The sequence below is a fragment of the Streptomyces sp. NPDC127100 genome (assembly GCF_042724095.1).
In the GTDB taxonomy this organism is placed as follows: Bacteria; Actinomycetota; Actinomycetes; order Streptomycetales; family Streptomycetaceae; genus Streptomyces.
This window is the reverse complement of record NZ_JBHXFL010000007.1, coordinates 186,938-202,713: the sequence shown is the minus strand read 5'-3', so window position 1 is coordinate 202,713 and position 15,776 is coordinate 186,938. Positions and strand designations below refer to the sequence as shown.

General features: G+C 73.1%; 13 protein-coding genes. 8 read left to right on the top strand and 5 right to left on the bottom strand.

The genetic code is table 11. From position 1 onward, the window contains the following. Nucleotides 1-96: 96 nt before the first annotated feature. Nucleotides 97-1,176 (top strand): NAD(P)-binding domain-containing protein, encoded by a 1,080-nt coding sequence (locus ACFWJB_RS11020; protein ID WP_385465975.1) that lies wholly within the window; start codon nucleotides 97-99, stop codon nucleotides 1,174-1,176. Between the two features lie 12 nt (nucleotides 1,177-1,188). Here the strand turns inward: ACFWJB_RS11020 and mltG are convergent, their stop codons facing one another. Both mltG and ACFWJB_RS11010 read right to left on the bottom strand, forming a co-directional pair. Further along, entirely contained in the window at nucleotides 1,189-2,004 is an 816-nt protein-coding gene (gene mltG, locus ACFWJB_RS11015; protein WP_385465996.1) for an endolytic transglycosylase MltG, read from the bottom strand. A gap of 205 nt (nucleotides 2,005-2,209) precedes the next feature. Next, nucleotides 2,210-4,012: an ABC transporter ATP-binding protein gene (locus ACFWJB_RS11010; protein ID WP_385465972.1), complete on the bottom strand. Its 1,803-nt coding sequence runs from the start codon at nucleotides 4,010-4,012 to the stop codon at nucleotides 2,210-2,212. Between the two features lie 128 nt (nucleotides 4,013-4,140). Between ACFWJB_RS11010 and ACFWJB_RS11005 the strand changes: the two genes are divergently transcribed. Beyond that, the gene (locus ACFWJB_RS11005; RefSeq protein ID WP_385465969.1) at nucleotides 4,141-4,614 is read left to right on the top strand and encodes a MarR family winged helix-turn-helix transcriptional regulator; all 474 of its coding nucleotides are present in this window, start codon (nucleotides 4,141-4,143) and stop codon (nucleotides 4,612-4,614) included. Nucleotides 4,615-4,636: 22 nt separating this feature from the next. Here ACFWJB_RS11005 and ACFWJB_RS11000 read toward each other — a convergent pair whose 3' ends face one another. Continuing rightward, nucleotides 4,637-5,383, bottom strand: a complete 747-nt coding sequence (locus tag ACFWJB_RS11000) for a hypothetical protein (RefSeq protein WP_385465966.1) — start codon at nucleotides 5,381-5,383, stop codon at nucleotides 4,637-4,639. A 215-nt stretch (nucleotides 5,384-5,598) separates the two neighbouring features. Between ACFWJB_RS11000 and ACFWJB_RS10995 the strand changes: the two genes are divergently transcribed. From ACFWJB_RS10995 to ACFWJB_RS10980, 4 genes are all read left to right on the top strand, one after another. Then, complete coding sequence (locus ACFWJB_RS10995; protein WP_385465963.1) at nucleotides 5,599-7,440, top strand: ABC transporter ATP-binding protein; 1,842 nt, start codon at nucleotides 5,599-5,601, stop codon at nucleotides 7,438-7,440. Continuing rightward, nucleotides 7,437-9,218 carry an ABC transporter ATP-binding protein gene (locus ACFWJB_RS10990; RefSeq protein WP_385465960.1) on the top strand — a complete coding sequence of 594 codons (1,782 nt, stop codon included), beginning with the start codon at nucleotides 7,437-7,439 and terminating at the stop codon, nucleotides 9,216-9,218. The genes ACFWJB_RS10995 and ACFWJB_RS10990 overlap by 4 nt, the downstream gene beginning before the upstream one ends. Nucleotides 9,219-9,494: 276 nt before the next feature. Next, nucleotides 9,495-9,965: a DUF5709 domain-containing protein gene (locus tag ACFWJB_RS10985; protein WP_385465957.1), complete on the top strand. Its 471-nt coding sequence runs from the start codon at nucleotides 9,495-9,497 to the stop codon at nucleotides 9,963-9,965. 63 nt (nucleotides 9,966-10,028) lie between these two features. Continuing rightward, nucleotides 10,029-10,295 (top strand): type B 50S ribosomal protein L31, encoded by a 267-nt coding sequence (locus ACFWJB_RS10980; protein ID WP_385465954.1) that lies wholly within the window; start codon nucleotides 10,029-10,031, stop codon nucleotides 10,293-10,295. Nucleotides 10,296-10,366: 71 nt separating this feature from the next. Here the strand turns inward: ACFWJB_RS10980 and ACFWJB_RS10975 are convergent, their stop codons facing one another. Then, a complete protein-coding gene (locus ACFWJB_RS10975; protein WP_385465951.1) occupies nucleotides 10,367-11,161 on the bottom strand; it encodes a metal-dependent hydrolase in 795 nt (264 codons plus the stop codon). A gap of 157 nt (nucleotides 11,162-11,318) precedes the next feature. Between ACFWJB_RS10975 and ACFWJB_RS10970 the strand changes: the two genes are divergently transcribed. Both ACFWJB_RS10970 and ACFWJB_RS10965 read left to right on the top strand, forming a co-directional pair. After that, nucleotides 11,319-13,832: a DEAD/DEAH box helicase gene (locus ACFWJB_RS10970; RefSeq protein ID WP_385465948.1), complete on the top strand. Its 2,514-nt coding sequence runs from the start codon at nucleotides 11,319-11,321 to the stop codon at nucleotides 13,830-13,832. A gap of 19 nt (nucleotides 13,833-13,851) precedes the next feature. Beyond that, entirely contained in the window at nucleotides 13,852-14,718 is an 867-nt protein-coding gene (locus tag ACFWJB_RS10965; protein WP_385465945.1) for an acyl-CoA thioesterase, read from the top strand. A 1-nt stretch (nucleotide 14,719) separates the two neighbouring features. Here the strand turns inward: ACFWJB_RS10965 and ACFWJB_RS10960 are convergent, their stop codons facing one another. Further along, nucleotides 14,720-15,745, bottom strand: a complete 1,026-nt coding sequence (locus ACFWJB_RS10960; protein ID WP_386921685.1) for a DUF6397 family protein — start codon at nucleotides 15,743-15,745, stop codon at nucleotides 14,720-14,722. Nucleotides 15,746-15,776: the final 31 nt, after the last annotated feature.

Genomic DNA, 15,776 nt, shown 5'->3' with positions numbered 1-15,776 from the left:
CTCCATCCTGACGCACGCGGCGCGTGGCGGGCGGGAACGTCGGGCCGGGGACACGGTCCCGGGAAGATCGGGAGCGGGCACACCGTTGGTAGAAGCGTGAACAACATACGCGAGGTCGAGGTCGTGGTCGTCGGGGCCGGTCAGGCGGGGCTGGCCGGCGCGTACCACCTGCGGCGCACCGGGTTCGAGCCCGAGCGCGACTTCGTGGTGCTCGACCACTCCCCCGGCGCCGGCGGCGCCTGGCAGTTCCGCTGGCCGTCGCTGACGTACGGCAAGGTGCACGGCATGCACTCCCTGCCCGGCATGGAGCTGACCGGCGCCGATCCGGCGCGGCCGTCCTCCGCGGTCGTCGCCGAGTACTTCGCGGCGTACGAGCGCGCCTTCGACCTGCGGGTGAGGCGCCCCGTCGACGTCCGCGCGGTGCGCGAGGGAGAAGGCGGGCGGCTGCTCGTGGAGACCTCGGACGGCACCTGGTCGACACGGGCGCTGATCAACGCCACCGGCACCTGGGACCGTCCCTTCTGGCCGCGTTACCCGGGCCAGGAGACCTTCCGGGGACGGCAGTTGCACACCGCCCAGTACGCCGGCCCCGAGGAGTTCGCCGGGCAGCGGGTGATCGTGGTGGGCGGCGGCGCGTCGGGCACGCAGCACCTGCTGGAGATCGCCCCGCACGCCGCGGCCACCACCTGGGTGACCCGGCGGCCCCCCGTGTTCCGGGAGGGACCGTTCGACGAGGACGCGGGCCGGGCGGCCGTGGCGCTCGTGGAGGAGCGGGTGCGGATGGGCCTGCCCCCGAGGAGCGTGGTCTCGGTGACGGGACTGCCGCTCAACGACGCCGTCCGCGCGGGCCTGGAGTCCGGCGTGCTGGACCGCCGGCCCATGTTCGACCGGATCACGCCCGACGGGGCCGAGTGGAGCGACGGCCGGCGGGTGGCCGCCGACGCCATCCTGTGGGCCACCGGGTTCCGGGCCGCCATCGAGCACCTGAGGCCGCTGCGGCTGCGGGAGGCGGGCGGCGGCATCCGCGTCGAGGGGACGCGCGCGGTCGCGGATCCGCGGGTCCACCTCGTCGGTTACGGGCCGTCGGCCAGCACCGTCGGCGCCAACCGGGCGGGACGCGCGGCCGTACGGGACATCAGGCGGCTGCTGGCCGGGGAGCAGGCCGTCGCCGCGTGACGCTCCACCGGATCACCGGCCGCCACCGGCCCGGGACGAGGCGTTCCGCGGGTCGCGGTCGGACTCTGCGACATTGCGCCGGTGCTCGGCGTAGTCGGCGGTGAAGCGGGTGTCGCCGGGCTTGACCGTGACGAAGTACAGCCAGTCGCCCGGGGTCGGGTCGATCGCGGCGCGCATCGCGTCGTCGCCCGGGTTTCCGATGGGCGTGGGCGGCAGGCCCATCCGCTGATACGAGTTGTACGGGCTGTCGATCCGGGTGTCCTGCTCGGTCGTCGTGAGCGTGGAACGGCCCAGGGCGTAGTTGATGGTGGAGTCCATCTGCAGCGGCATGCCGCGCTCCAGCCGGTTGAAGATCACCCGGGCCACCTTGCCCATGTCGTCCTTGGTCGCGGCCTCCGCCTGGACGATGCTGGCGACGGTGACCGCCTGGTAGACGTTCAGCGCGTTGCGCTGGGCGCCCGCGGCGACCGGGGCGCCGTGGAACTTCTTCTTCGCCGTGTCGACCATGGACGCCAGCAGTTTCTCCGGGGTCGGCTGCCCACCGAGCGGGTAGGTCGCCGGGAAGAGGTAGCCCTCGGGGTTGCCCTCGGCGTCGTCCGGCAGCTTCAGATCGGCCCTGGCCAGGGACTTCCTTGCGGTGCCGGCGGGCAGGTCCAGGGCCTTGTCGACGGCCTCGTAGACCTGGGTCGCGCGCCGGCCCTCGGGGATCACCAGGGACGTGGGCCGCGACTCGCCCGCGTCGTCCGTCAGCAGCAGCGGCACCGCCACGGCGGCTCCCACCACGAGCGCACCGGTCGCGATCAGGGCGATCCGGCCCCGCCGCGTCAGCCGGACCGTGCCCCTCGGCGGACCCGGGAACCTCGGGGGACGCGGGGGTCCCGGAGGTCCCGGGGGTCCCGGGGGTCCCGGGGGTCCCGGGGTGTTCGGGAATCCCGGGGTTCGCGGACTCCTCGGACTCCTCGCGCTCCGTCGCGGAGTGTTCATCTGCATGCGGGCACGGTAACCCCCCAGTCACCACAAACCCGGCATATCGTCATCCTGTCGGCTCCAGTCGGGCGTCTCGCCGCACCAGGGCCGCGTAACGCCCGTTCAGCGCCAGCAGCTCCTCGTGCGTGCCCTGCTCGGCCAGGCGGCCCGCGTCGAGGACCACGATCCGGTCGGCGCCCCGGACGGTGGACAGGCGGTGGGCGATGGTGATGGTGGTGCGGTTGGCGGACAGGGCGTCGATGGCGTCCTGCACGGCGGCCTCGGTGCGGGTGTCCAGGGCGCTGGTCGCCTCGTCGAGAACGAGGACGGGCGGGTCGCGCAGGATGGTGCGGGCGATGGCGAGGCGCTGCTTCTCCCCGCCGGAGAAGCGGTGGCCGCGTTCACCGACGACCGTGTCGTAGCCGTCGGGCAGGGCGGCGATGTGGTCGTGGATCTGGGCCGCCCGCGCCGCCGCCTCGAGTTCCTCGTCGGTGGCGTCCGGCTTGGCGAAGCGCAGGTTCTCGGCGACCGAGGCGTGGAAGAGGTACGTCTCCTGCGAGACGACGCCGACCGCCCGGGCGAGGGTGTCGAAGTCGAGGTCGCGCACGTCGATCCCGTCGAGGGTGACCCGGCCGCCCGTCACGTCGTACAGCCGCGGCACCAGGTAGCCGAGCGTGGACTTGCCCGCGCCCGTCGGTCCGACGACGGCGAGCCCGCTGCCCGCGGGAACGGTGACGTCGATGCCGTCGAGGACCGGGCCGCTCTTCGCGTCGTAGCGGAACTCGACGTTCTCGAAGCGGACCTCGCCCTTGACGCGGTCGAGGTGGACGGGCTCGTCCCGTTCGGTGATGTCGACCGGCAGGTCGAGGTACTCGAAGATGCGCTGGAAGAGGGCGAGGGAGGTCTGGATCTGGACGCCGGTCGACAGCAGGCTCACGGTCGGGCGGAACAGCCCCTGCTGGAGCGAGACGAAGGCGACGATGGTGCCGAGGGAGACGTCCGGGCCGCCGAGCCGGAGGGCGATGCCGGCCGTCCAGTAGATGACGGCCGGCATGGCGGCCATGACGATCGTGATGACGGCCATGCGCCAGCGGCCGGCCATGTTCGACCGCACTTCGAGGTCGACCAGGCTCTCGGACTCGTCGGAGAAGGCGCGGGTGAGCGAGTCGGAGCGGCCCATGGTGCGGCCCAGCAGGATGCCGCTGACGGAGAGCGACTCGGTGACCGTGGCGGCCATCGCCGCCATCTGCTTCTGACGCCTGGTGGTGATCTTCCGGCGTTCCCTGCCGACCCGGCGGCTGATCCACACGAAGACCGGCAGGAGCAGCAGGGAGACGACGGTCAGGCGCCAGTCCAGGACGACCATGGCCACGATCGTGGCCACCACGCTGGTGAGGTTGGAGACGAGGGACGTCGCCGTGGAGGTGACGGTGGCCTGCATGCCGCCGATGTCGTTGGCGATGCGGGACTGGACCTCGCCGGTGCGCGTGCGGGTGAAGAAGGCGAGGGACATGCGCTGGAGCCGGCCGTAGACGGCGGTGCGCAGGTCGTGCATGACGCGCTGGCCGACGGTCGTGGAGATCAGGGTCTGCAGCACGCCGAAGACGCTGGTGAGGACGGCACCCAGGATCATGCCGAGGGCGAGCAGGCTCAGCAGTCCGGTGCGCCCCTGGGGGATCGCGACGTCGAGGATCTCCCTGAGCAGGAAGGGCGTGGCGACCGAGACCAGTGACGCGGCGCCGACGAGCAGTCCGACGATCGCGAGACGGCCCCGGTAGGGGCGGAAGAGCTTCAGGATGCGGCGCACCTGCCGGGGCTGTTCCTTCGCGTCGGCGGGTGGCGTCCAGGCGGTTTCACGATCGGGATGCATGGGCTCCTACGGGGGGCGAGTGGGAGGACCGTCGGGACCTCGCGGGTCATGGGTCCGACGGACGAGGACGGACCATAGCTCATTGTTACCTATACTCACAATGAACGCCGTCCTGTTATTGTTCCCGCATGACCGCCCCCGACCCCGACGGCCTGCTCGCCGAGCAGTTGCTGCGGCTCACCCGCAGGGTGCACCGCATCCAGAAACGCCACCTCGAACGGCGCGACCTCGGCATCACACCGGCCCAGTCCCGGCTGCTGCGCACCCTGGCGCACTACGGCTCCCCGCCCCGCATGGCCGATCTGGCCGAACGGCTGGAGGTCGTGCCGCGGGCGGTCACGACGCTGGTCGACGGGCTGGAGGCGGCCGGGAAGGTGCGCCGGGTCCCCGATCCGGCCAATCGCCGGGTGATCCGGATCGAGCTCACGGACGACGGTCGCGCGGCGCTGCGGGAGGTGCACGGCGCACGCCGGCAGGCGGCGGAGGAGATCCTCGCCCCGCTCACGGACGAGCAGCGCACGGCGCTCGGCGGCCTGCTGGACACGCTGGTGGACGGGCCCGGGGCGGAACCCGGGAACGGACGCGGGGCCGGTCCGGCCTAGCCGGGGGCGCCCCGCGCGCCGGTCAGGCCTCCAGGTCCGCCTTGTCCCCCATCACCACCACGGGGTGCCGGTCCGGGTCGAGCGTGCGCAGCAGGTACTCCATCCCCTCCTTGGGGAGGCTGACGCAGGCGGACGTGCCGCTGCCGTGGTCCATGTGCAGCCAGATCGAACCGCCCTTGGCCGTCCCCTCGGGGCGCGTCGGGTCGTTCGGCGACGTGCCCCTGACCCGGTTGTAGTCGATGGCGATGACGTAGTCGAAGTCGTGCCAGTACGACCTGCCCCACGAGCGCGGCGCCGCGAAGGCGGCGGACCGGGTGTAGGGCAGTCCCGCGCCGGGAGCCGGGTCCGGGTCGGGGAGCACGCCGCCCGCGTCGCTGAGCGTGAAGACACCCACCGGGCTGCGCTTGTCGTCCTCGTGGTGGTCGGTCGTCCACCCCTTACGGCCGTTGTGCGCCGCCCAGCTCCGGGTCCGGTGCCAGGCGGAACCCTCCTTCGTGTACAGCACGACCGTGGACGCGGCGGAGTCCCTGCCCTCGCCGTACACCGCGACGACCTGACGCGACTCGGCGGGGATGCGCTGCTGCAACCGGTCGCCGACGCCCGGGATGCGGGTGGGATCGGCCGGGGCGCCGCTCGTGCCGGCCGCGCCGCCGGCGGGCCGGCTCGTATCGTGCCCGGACGGCCCTCCGCCGCAGCCTGACAGCACCGTCAGAAGAGAACCCAGGGCCACCGCCGCGACCGCCGTACGCCGTGCTCCACCACTTCGCATCGGTCCATGGTCGCACTCGCCGCCCGGAACACCCCCGGCCGCCCCGGACGTTGTGCGGGCCCCGTCGCCGCGCGCCCCGCGCACAGCAGCCGGATTCGTTCCCCATCGCGGAAAACCGCTTGATTTTGGGCATGCCGCGACGCGAACCTTTCACGGTTTGCAGCCTCTTGATGCCGTGTTGCGCGGCACCCCCTGACACGAGCCTCTGGGACGCCATGCAGATCCAAGACCTTCCGTATCCCGACTCGGGCGTGCCCGACGCGCGTTCGGGTCCCCGATTCCTGTGGTGGCTGTTCCGCAACCAGCTGGGTGGCCAACTCAAGTCGCTGGCCTGGGGGCTGCTGCACTTCGCCTCCGTCTCCGCCCTGCCGTTCTGCGTCGGCCTGGCCGTCCAGGCCGTCGTCGACCGGTCCGGTGCCCGACTGGCCGCCGCGGGTGGGCTGATGGCGCTGTGCTGCGCCGGCAACGCGCTCGGCGACACCTTCCTGCACCGTTCCGCGGTCACCAACTGGATCACCGCCGCCGCCCGCGTCCAGCAGCTGCTGGCCCGTAGGACCGCGTTGCTGGGCTCGGCCCTGACGCGCCGCGTCGCGGCCGGCGAGGTCGTCGCCGTCTCCACGGGCGACGTCGAGAAGATCGGCTGGTTCGTGGAGGCCCTGTCCCGGTTCACCGCGGCGGCGGTGACCATCGTGCTGGTCTGCGTCGGCCTCGTCCTCTACGAGCCGTCGCTCGGGATCGTCGTCGCGGTGGGACTGCCGGTGCTGGCGCTGGCGGTGCTGCCCCTGCTCCCCCGCGCCACCCGGCGGGCCGACGTCCAGCGCGAGAAGGCCGGACGCGCCACCGAACTGGCCTCGGACACCGTCGCGGGACTGCGGGTGCTGCGCGGCATCGGCGGCGAGGAACTCTTCCTCGACCGCTACCGCGGCGCCTCCCAGGAAGTGCGCCACGCGGCCGTCCGCAGCGCCCGGATGTGGTCCCTGATCGCCGCCATCCAGGTGCTGCTGCCGGGGCTGCTGCTGGTCGCGGTGGTCTGGCACGGCGTGCACCTGGCCCGCGAGGGCCGCATCGGCGTCGGCGAACTCGTCACCGTCTACAGCTCCGTCATGATCCTCACCTATCCTCTGCGGCACTTCGAGGAGATCGCCATGGCGTACTCCTTCTCCCGGCCCTCGGCCAAGCGGGCCGCACGCGTACTGGCGCTGGAGCGGGCCACGGACACCGCCGGCTCCCGCCCCGCCGAGGTGCCGGCCGGGGACCTGTACGATCCGGCCACCGGTCTGCTCGCGCCGGCGGGCCGGCTCACCGCCGTGGTGTGCGGCGACCCCGACGCGGCCGGCCGCCTGGCGGAACGCCTCGGCGGACACCCCGCGGAGGAGGGCACCTCGGCCCTGCTGGGCGGGGTGCCGCTCGACGACCTGCCGCTGGACTCCGCGCGCACCGCCGTCCTGGTCCAGGACAAGGACCCGGTGCTGCTCTCCGGCACGCTGCGGGACCTGCTCGGCGTACCCGCGTCCGGCGCCGTCGCCGCCGAGGACGCGCTGGACGCGGCCCAGTGCGGGGACGTACTGGCTGCGCTCGCCCAGGCGTCGTCGGGCGCCGGCGATCCGCTGGACGCCCGCATCACCGAGCGCGGCCGCTCGCTCTCGGGCGGGCAGCGGCAGCGGCTCGCCCTCGCCCGGTCCCTGATCACGGACCCGGAGGTGCTGGTCCTGGACGAGCCGACCTCCGCGGTGGACTCGCACACCGAGGCACGGATCGCGGAAGGCGTGCGGGGCCTGCGCGCGGGGCGCACGACGGTGGTGTTCACCTCGTCGCCGCTGCTGCTGGACCGTGCGGAGCGCGTGGTCTTCCTGCACGAGGACCGGGTGGTGTCCGTGGGCGCCCACCGGGACCTGCTGCGCGCCGAACCCCGGTACCGGGCGGTCGTCACCCGCGAGACCGACGAGGAGACCGCGGCGCGGCACACCGGGGACGTGCCGCACCGCGGCGGCTCCCGTCCGGCCGAGCCGCTGGACGACGTACTGCACCGACTGGAAGAGATCGAGGAGACGGCATGATCGGCGTGGCGCCACCGTCGTACGACCCGGCGGCCCCGACGACGGCGAACACCCTGCCCGTCGGAGCTCCCGCGACCGTACGCGCCTACGCGGGCGAGCTGCTGCGCCGGCACCGCCGTGCGTTCCTCCTGCTCGTGACCGTGAACACCGTCGCGGTGATCGCCTCCATGGCGGGTCCCGCCCTGCTGGGCGGGCTCGTGGAACGCGTCTCGGACGACACCCGCGAGCTGCACCTCGGGCTCACGGCCACGCTGTTCGTGCTGGCGCTCGTCGTCCAGGCCGCGTTCGTGCGGGAGGTGCGGCTGCGCGGTGCCGTGCTCGGCGAGCGCATGCTGGCCGACCTGCGCGAGGACTTCCTCGTGCGGTCGGTCGGCCTGCCGCCCGGCGTACTGGAGCGGGCCGGCACCGGCGACCTGCTCTCCCGGATCACGACGGACGTCGACCGGCTCGCCAACGCCATGCGTGAGGCCGTGCCCCAGCTGTCCATCGGCGTGGTGTGGGTGGTGCTGCTGCTCGGCGGGCTCGTGGTCACCGCGCCGCCGCTCGCGCCGGTGGTACTGCTCGCCGTGCCGCTGCTGGTGATCGGCTGTCGCTGGTACTTCCGCCGGGCGCCCGCCGCCTACCGCTCGGAGGCCGCCGGGTACGCCGCCGTGGCCGCCGCGCTCGCCGAGACCGTGGACGCCGGACGCACCGTCGAGGCCCACCGCCTCGGCGCCCGCCGCATCGAGCTGTCGGAGCGCAGGATCAAGGAGTGGACCGCCTGGGAGCGGTACACGCTCTGGCTGCGGTCGGTGCTCTTCCCCGTCATCAACGTCACCCATGTCACCGTGCTCGCCTCCGTCCTGCTGATCGGGGGCGTGTTCGTCCTGCAGGGGTGGATCGGGGTCGGCCAGCTGACCACGGCCGCGCTGATCGCGCAGATGCTCGTCGACCCGGTCGGGCTGATCCTGCGCTGGTACGACGAGCTCCAGGTGGCCCAGGTGTCGCTGGCCCGGCTGGTGGGCGTGCGGGACATCGAGCCGGATGCCGGCGACGCCTCCCTGGCGCCCGACGGACGGCACGTGCGCGCGGACCGGGTCCACTTCGGTTACCTGGAGGGCGTGGACGTCCTGCGCAAGGTGTCCCTGGAGGTCGCGCCGGGGACACGGGTGGCCCTGGTGGGTCCCTCGGGCGCGGGCAAGTCGACGCTGGGCAGGCTGCTCGCCGGCATCTACGGCCCCCGTGAGGGCAGCATCACGCTGGGCGGCGCGGAACTGTCCCGGATGTCCGCCGAGCGGGTCCGCTCGCACGTCGCGCTCGTCAACCAGGAGCACCACGTCTTCGTGGGCTCCCTGCGCGACAACCTCCGCCTCGCCCGCACCGGCGCCGGCGACGCCGAGCTGTGGGCGGCGCTGGGAGCGGTCGACGCGGACGACTGGACCCGTGCGCTCGACGAGGGCCTGGACACCGAGGTCGGCTCCGGCGGGTACGCGCTCACGCCGGCGCAGGCCCAGCAGATCGCGCTCGCCCGGCTGGTGCTGGCCGACCCGCACACCCTCGTGCTGGACGAGGCGACGTCCCTGCTCGACCCGCGGGCCGCGCGGCACCTCGAACGGTCCCTGGCCCGTGTCCTGGACGGCCGCACGGTGGTCGCGATCGCACACCGCCTGCACACCGCCCACGACGCGGACGTCATCGCCGTCGTGGAGAACGGCCGGATCAGCGAGCTGGGCAGTCACGACGAGCTGGTCGCGGCGGACGGCGCCTACGCGGCGCTCTGGCGGTCGTGGCACGGCTGACCGGGGCCCGGCAGGGGCCACGGCGAAGGCCCACGGGCCCGCGTACGTGACGGACGGGAACGCCCGCGTCACCGGCGGGAGGCCGCCCGGCCCCCCGCCGGGCCCGTGCCGTTGCGCGGTCCCGAACGGGAGTGGAAGGCTGGAAGAAGGCACCGGCTCGGGGAACGCCCGGTAACCGCGTGATCCGGCGACGGGTGACGCCAGTGCCCCCGTGCAGCGGCGGCCCGCCGCGGTCCACGGTGAGAAGGGGACGCCCCCCACCCCCTGGAGGTACCCGTGAACAGCGCCGACGGATGGGGAGATGACGTCTACCAGCCCGACGCCTCCGAGCAGAGGGAGGACACCGGGGTACTCGACAGCGAGGACACCCTCGAGTACGACGGTGTCGACGATCCCCTCGACCGGGGCTGGTCCCCGCCCGAGCGCCCCTGGGCGGTCGAGCACACCGGTGTGACCGCCGCCGAACGCCACCGGGGCGAGACGCTGGAGCAGCGGCTCGCCGAGGAGCGGCCGGATCCGCGCGCCCCCGACGGCGACGGCCTCGGCGACTCCGAGGGCACCGACGGCGAACTGCTGGACGACGAGGTCGGCGCGGACCGCTCCGGCCGGCTCGTGGCACCCGACGAGGGGGCGCACGAGGACGAGGAGCCGGCGCTGGTCGCCACGGACGTGGGCATCGACGGCGCGGCGGCGTCCGCCGAGGAGGCCGCGATGCACGTCGTCGACGAGGACACCCTGCCCGGCTGACACCGCTCGCCGCGGCGTCCCCGCCCCGCCGCCCCGAAGATCCGCGCCGCAGGAGGAGCAGCCATGCAGCAGGACAAGCACCCCGACTACCGGCCCGTCGTCTTCCGCGACCGCGCCGCCGGATACGCCTTCCTCACCCGGTCCACCGCCACCAGCGAGGAAACGATCGCGTGGGACGACGGGGAGACCTACCCGGTGGTGGACGTGGAGATCTCCTCGGAGAGCCACCCCTTCTACACGGGCAAGGCGCGGACGGTCGACTCGGAGGGGCGCGTCGCCCGCTTCGAGCGGCGCTACGGGAGCGGCGAGGGACAGGGCGGCACCGGCTGAGCCGCCGGGGCGCGCGGCCAGGGGGCCGGGAGCCGGTCCGGGCCGGACACGGCCGGGACCCGGCGGGCGCCTCAGATGAAGTTGAGCGCCGCCGCGCAGCCCACTCCGCCGAGCACCATGAAGGCCGGCATCAGGACCTTCAGCTCCACCCAGCTTCCCGCCCGGAACCGCATGGCCTTCGGCGGACCGATGGGATACCAGCGCTTGCGGCCCACGGGTATGGGCCACAGGATCGGGCAGCCCGAGACGGTCAGCGCGTCCCCGATGTCGTGCACCAGCGCGCCCAGCACGATCGGCAGCCCCAGCCACAGGTACTCCTGGCCGGGCGCGGTGAACAGCCAGTCCGAGCCGCCGTCCGGCCGGTCCAGTGTCCCGGCGAGGATCCAGGCGCTGGTCGCGGCGAGCAGCCAGACCAGCACGTCGGCGCTGGAGCCGCGGGTCGCCCGCCACAGCAGGCCCTCGATGGCGAGCACCATGTGCACGAAGAGGATCGCGAGCACCGCCCAGCGTCCGCCGGTGAGGGCCAGGGCCGAGGCGCCCGCCCCGATCAGGACGGCCCACAGCCAGGTGTGGGTCAGCGTCCGGTGACCACCGGAGCGGCGCGGGTCGCCCCGCTTCTTCGTGGCCTTGTAGACGGCGTACGACAGCTTGTCGACGATCTCGCACAGCCACCGGGAGACCGGCCCGAAGGCCCTCGAGATGGTGGCCGCCTTGTGATCGAGATCCGGGGCGAGCGCGGCGCCCGCGCAGATCAGGGCCCCGACGAGCAGGACCGGCCACGGCATCGCGTGTCCGGCCGCGGCGGTCGCCGCTCCGACGCCGAGCCAGGCAGCGGCGCCCGACAGTGAGTGCGCTGGTCCCATCATCGCCGTTGCCCGCCCCATTCCTCGTCTGCCGCTGTCCAGTTGTCCGGGTCCGATACCGGGTCCGGTGACGCGCCGTCGGCGACCCAGCGTAGCGGTCGTGATCTTCGTTCCGGCAACCGATTCCCGCATCCCGGGCCGGGCCAGGCAAGATGGGGGCGTGACCCTCATCGACCAGCTCCCGCCGACCGCCGACCCCGATGCCCTGTACGAAGCCTTCGAGTCGTGGGCGCAGGAGCGCGGTCTCACGCTCTACCCCCATCAGGAGGAGGCGCTGATCGAGGTGGTCTCCGGCGCCAACGTGATCGTGTCGACGCCCACCGGCTCGGGCAAGAGCATGATCGCCGCGGGTGCCCACTTCGCCGCCCTAGCCCGGGACGAGGTCACCTTCTACACGGCCCCCATCAAGGCGCTGGTGTCGGAGAAGTTCTTCGAGCTGTGCAAGCTCTTCGGCACCGAGAACGTCGGCATGCTCACCGGCGACGCCTCGGTGAACGCCGACGCCCCCGTCATCTGCTGCACCGCCGAGGTACTGGCCTCGATCGCGCTGCGCGACGGCAAGCACGCCGACATCGGCCAGGTCGTCATGGACGAGTTCCACTTCTACGCGGAGCCCGACCGCGGCTGGGCCTGGCAGATCCCGCTGCTGGAGCTGCCGCAGGCACAGTTCGTCCTGATGTCGGCCACGCTCGGTGACGTCTCGTTCTTCGAGAAGGACCTGGCGCGCCGCACCGGCCGCCCCACCTCGGTGGTCCGCTCGGCCACCCGCCCGGTGCCGCTCTCCTACGAGTACCGCTACACGCCGCTCACCGAGACGCTCACCGACCTGCTCGAGGCCCGGCAGGCGCCCGTCTACATCGTCCACTTCACCCAGGCGCAGGCCGTGGAGCGGGCGCAGGCGCTGATGAGCATCAACATGTGCACGCGCGAGGAGAAGGAGAAGATCGCCGAGCTGATCGGCGCCTTCCGCTTCACCACGAAGTTCGGCCGCAACCTCTCCCGTTACGTCCGGCACGGCATCGGTGTGCACCACGCCGGCATGCTGCCCAAGTACCGGCGACTGGTGGAGAAGCTGGCGCAGGCCGGTCTGCTGAAGGTGATCTGCGGGACCGACACGCTCGGCGTGGGCGTCAACGTGCCGATCCGCACGGTGCTGTTCACGGCCCTGACCAAGTACGACGGCACCCGGGTGCGCACCCTGCGGGCCCGGGAGTTCCACCAGATCGCCGGGCGGGCCGGGCGCGCGGGATTCGACACCGAGGGCTTCGTCGTCGCCCAGGCGCCCGAGCACGTCATCGAGAACGAGAAGGCACTCGCCAAGGCCGGCGACGATCCGAAGAAGCGGCGCAAGGTCGTCCGCAAGAAGGCCCCCGAGGGCTTCGTGGCCTGGTCGGAGAGCACGTTCGAGAAGCTCATCGCCTCCGAGCCTGAGCCGCTGACCTCTCGTTTCCGGGTGACGCACACGATGCTGCTGTCGGTGATCGCCCGGCCCGGCAACGCCTTCGCGGCGATGCGGCACCTGCTGGAGGACAACCACGAGCCGCGCAGGCAGCAGCTGCGGCACATCCGGCGGGCGATCGCCATCTACCGCTCGCTGCTGGACGGCGGCATCGTCGAGAAGCTCGACCAGCCGGACGCCGAGGGCCGCATCGTCCGCCTGACCGTGGACCTGCAGCAGGACTTCGCGCTGAACCAGCCCCTGTCCACCTTCGCCCTGGCCGCGTTCGAGCTGCTGGACCCCGAGTCGCCGTCGTACGCCCTGGACATGGTGTCGGTCGTGGAGTCCACGCTGGACGATCCCCGGCAGATCCTCGCCGCCCAGCAGAACAAGGCGCGCGGCGAGGCCGTCGCCGCGATGAAGGCGGACGGCGTCGAGTACGAGGAGCGCATGGAGCGCCTCCAGGACATCACCTACCCGAAGCCGCTCGAGGAACTGCTCTTCCACGCGTACGACACGTACCGCAGGAGCCACCCGTGGGTCGGTGACCATCCGCTGTCGCCGAAGTCGGTCATCCGCGACATGTACGAGCGGGCGCTGACCTTCACCGAGCTGGTCTCCCACTACGAGCTGGCCCGCACCGAGGGCATCGTGCTGCGCTACCTCGCCAGCGCCTACAAGGCGCTCGACCACACCGTCCCCGACGACCTGAAGTCCGACGACCTCCAGGACCTGATCGAGTGGCTCGGCGAGATGGTGCGCCAGGTCGACTCCAGCCTGCTGGACGAGTGGGAGCAGCTCGCCAACCCCGAGGTCATGACCGCCGAGGAGGCCCAGGAGAAGGCCGACCAGGTACGGCCGGTCACCGCCAACGCGCGCGCCTTCCGCGTCCTCGTCCGCAACGCCATGTTCCGCCGGGTCGAGCTCGCCGCTCTCGACCAGGTGGAGGAGCTCGGCGAGATGGACGGCGACGCCGGCTGGGACGCCGACGCGTGGGGCGAGGCCATGGACAAGTACTGGGACGAGTACGACGACCTCGGCACCGGTCCCGACGCCCGCGGCCCGAAGCTGCTGGTGATCGAGGAGGAGCCGAGGAACGGCCTGTGGCGCGTGCGGCAGATCTTCGACGACCCCGACGACGACCACGACTGGGGCATCAGCGCCGAGGTCGATCTCGCGGCCTCGGACGCCGAGGGCCGGGCGGTCGTCCGCGTCACCGATGTCGGCCAGTTGTGAGCACAGGAGAGTTCCACCGATGACGAACCCGGCAGAGAGCCTCGTCGCACTGCTCGACCTGGAGCAGATCGAGGTCAACATCTTCCGCGGCCGCAGCCCCGAGGAGTCGCTGCAACGCGTCTTCGGCGGCCAGGTGGCCGGCCAGGCGCTGGTCGCCGCCGGCCGCACCACGGAGGGCGACCGCCCGGTGCACTCGCTGCACGCGTACTTCCTGCGCCCCGGGCGCCCGGGCGTGCCGATCGTGTACCAGGTCGAACGGGACCGCGACGGAAGGTCGTTCACGACCCGCCGGGTCACCGCCGTGCAGCAGGGCCGCACGATCTTCACCCTCACCGCCTCCTTCCACAAGCCTGAACAGGGAAGTTTCGAGCACCAGCTGCCGCCGGCCCGCAAGGTCCCGGACCCCGAGTCCCTGCCGACGCTCGCCGACGAGATCCGGGCGCATCTGGGCGCGCTGCCCGAGCAGTTGGAGCGGATGGCCCGCCGTCAGCCGTTCGACATCCGCTACGTCGACCGGCTGCGCTGGAACGCCGACGAGGTGGCGGACGCCGAACCGCGCAGCGCCGTGTGGATGCGCGCGGTCGGGCCGCTCGGCGACGACCCGCTCGTCCACACCTGCGCCCTCACCTACGCCAGCGACATGACCCTGCTGGACGCCGTGCGCATCCCAGTGGAACCCCTGTGGGGGCCACGCGGGTTCGACATGGCGTCGCTGGACCACGCCATGTGGTTCCACCGGCCGTTCCGCGCCGACGAGTGGTTCCTGTACGACCAGGAGTCCCCGATCGCGACCGGCGGGCGGGGACTGGCCCGTGGGCGGATCTACGACGTGGAGGGACGCCTGCTGGTGTCCGTCGTCCAGGAGGGCCTGTTCCGGTCCCTGTAGGTCAGGTACCGCCGCGCCGGAGCCGGCCGAGCAGGCCGCGCAGCCGTCCGGGCTCGGCGGCCCGGTGCCGCGCGGGCGCCGGAGCGGGCGGGTCCGGCACGGGCTGGAGGGCGGGGTGGGCGGCCCGGGGGCCGTGCGCCGTCGGCACCCGGCGATGCCCGTGCGGTGCGGACGCCGGCGCCGGCGCCGGTCGGTGCCGGTGCCCCCGCGGGGCCGGGCGCGGTGCCGGGCGGAGTGCGCACGCGTGGCTCACGGCACTCGCCAGGTCGGCCCGGAGCCGGTCGATCTCGTCGGGATCGGCCGCCGTCATGAGCTCCTCGGCGAGTTGCGCTGCCGGGGAGCCCGGTGAGCCGTGGGCCGGGCGGGAGGGGCGGAACCGGCTCAGCCGGGAGCGTTCGTAGGGGTCCCCGACGACCTCCGCGACGTCGACGGGGTCGAGGAGCGAGGCCACCGCGGCCGCCCGGGCCCACGGGTCGTCCGTGCGGCGGAGCAGACACTCGAGGTGCCGGCCCCGCCAGTTGCGGGGGCGCAGGTCCAGCCCCTCCGCCAGCTGGTCCCGCAGGCCTTCCGGCATGCGCCCCGTCAGCAGCGCCGCGTTCCGCCCGTCGGTCGCGAAGGCCATGAGGTCGTCGGCGAGATACCTCCAGACGACGGCCCGGTAGCGGTTGAGGGAGAACGTCGTGGGCACCAGCAGCCCCAGCCGGGCGAGGCGGGTGAACCGCGCCTTGGTGACCTCCAGGAGCGCCGCGCCGTCCGTCGTACCCACCGTGCGGACCGCGCGGCGCAGGGCGTCGGGGAAGCCCGGATCCGCGCGGATCCGCCGGATCTCGGCACGGGGCACCCGCCGTCCGCCTCCCCCGTCGTCGGGCAGGGTGCGGATGCGTCCGAGCTGCACTGCGATGTCGAAATCACCGCGCCGCAGGCCGAGTTCCCGTGCCGCCCGGCTCGGCGCGACGGCGCCCTCCCGAGCGGTGGTGATCGGCTCGGCGGTCGCCGTGCTGTCGTACCCGATGGTCTTCGCGGACATGGTCGTCTCCCCCGTGGAGTGTGTCGGCCGG

Excerpts from the sequence above, each read along its gene's own strand:
- ACFWJB_RS11010 (WP_385465972.1), bottom strand. The coding sequence starts at position 4,012 with ATGCATCCCGATCGTGAAACCGCCTGGACGCCACCCGCCGACGCGAAG.
- ACFWJB_RS11005 (WP_385465969.1), top strand. The coding sequence starts at position 4,141 with ATGACCGCCCCCGACCCCGACGGCCTGCTCGCCGAGCAGTTGCTGCGG.
- ACFWJB_RS11000 (WP_385465966.1), bottom strand. The coding sequence starts at position 5,383 with ATGCGAAGTGGTGGAGCACGGCGTACGGCGGTCGCGGCGGTGGCCCTG.
- ACFWJB_RS10995 (WP_385465963.1), top strand. The coding sequence starts at position 5,599 with ATGCAGATCCAAGACCTTCCGTATCCCGACTCGGGCGTGCCCGACGCG.
- ACFWJB_RS10990 (WP_385465960.1), top strand. The coding sequence starts at position 7,437 with ATGATCGGCGTGGCGCCACCGTCGTACGACCCGGCGGCCCCGACGACG.
- ACFWJB_RS10980 (WP_385465954.1), top strand. The coding sequence starts at position 10,029 with ATGCAGCAGGACAAGCACCCCGACTACCGGCCCGTCGTCTTCCGCGAC.
- ACFWJB_RS10975 (WP_385465951.1), bottom strand. The coding sequence starts at position 11,161 with ATGATGGGACCAGCGCACTCACTGTCGGGCGCCGCTGCCTGGCTCGGC.
- ACFWJB_RS10965 (WP_385465945.1), top strand. The coding sequence starts at position 13,852 with ATGACGAACCCGGCAGAGAGCCTCGTCGCACTGCTCGACCTGGAGCAG.
- ACFWJB_RS10960 (WP_386921685.1), bottom strand. The coding sequence starts at position 15,745 with ATGTCCGCGAAGACCATCGGGTACGACAGCACGGCGACCGCCGAGCCG.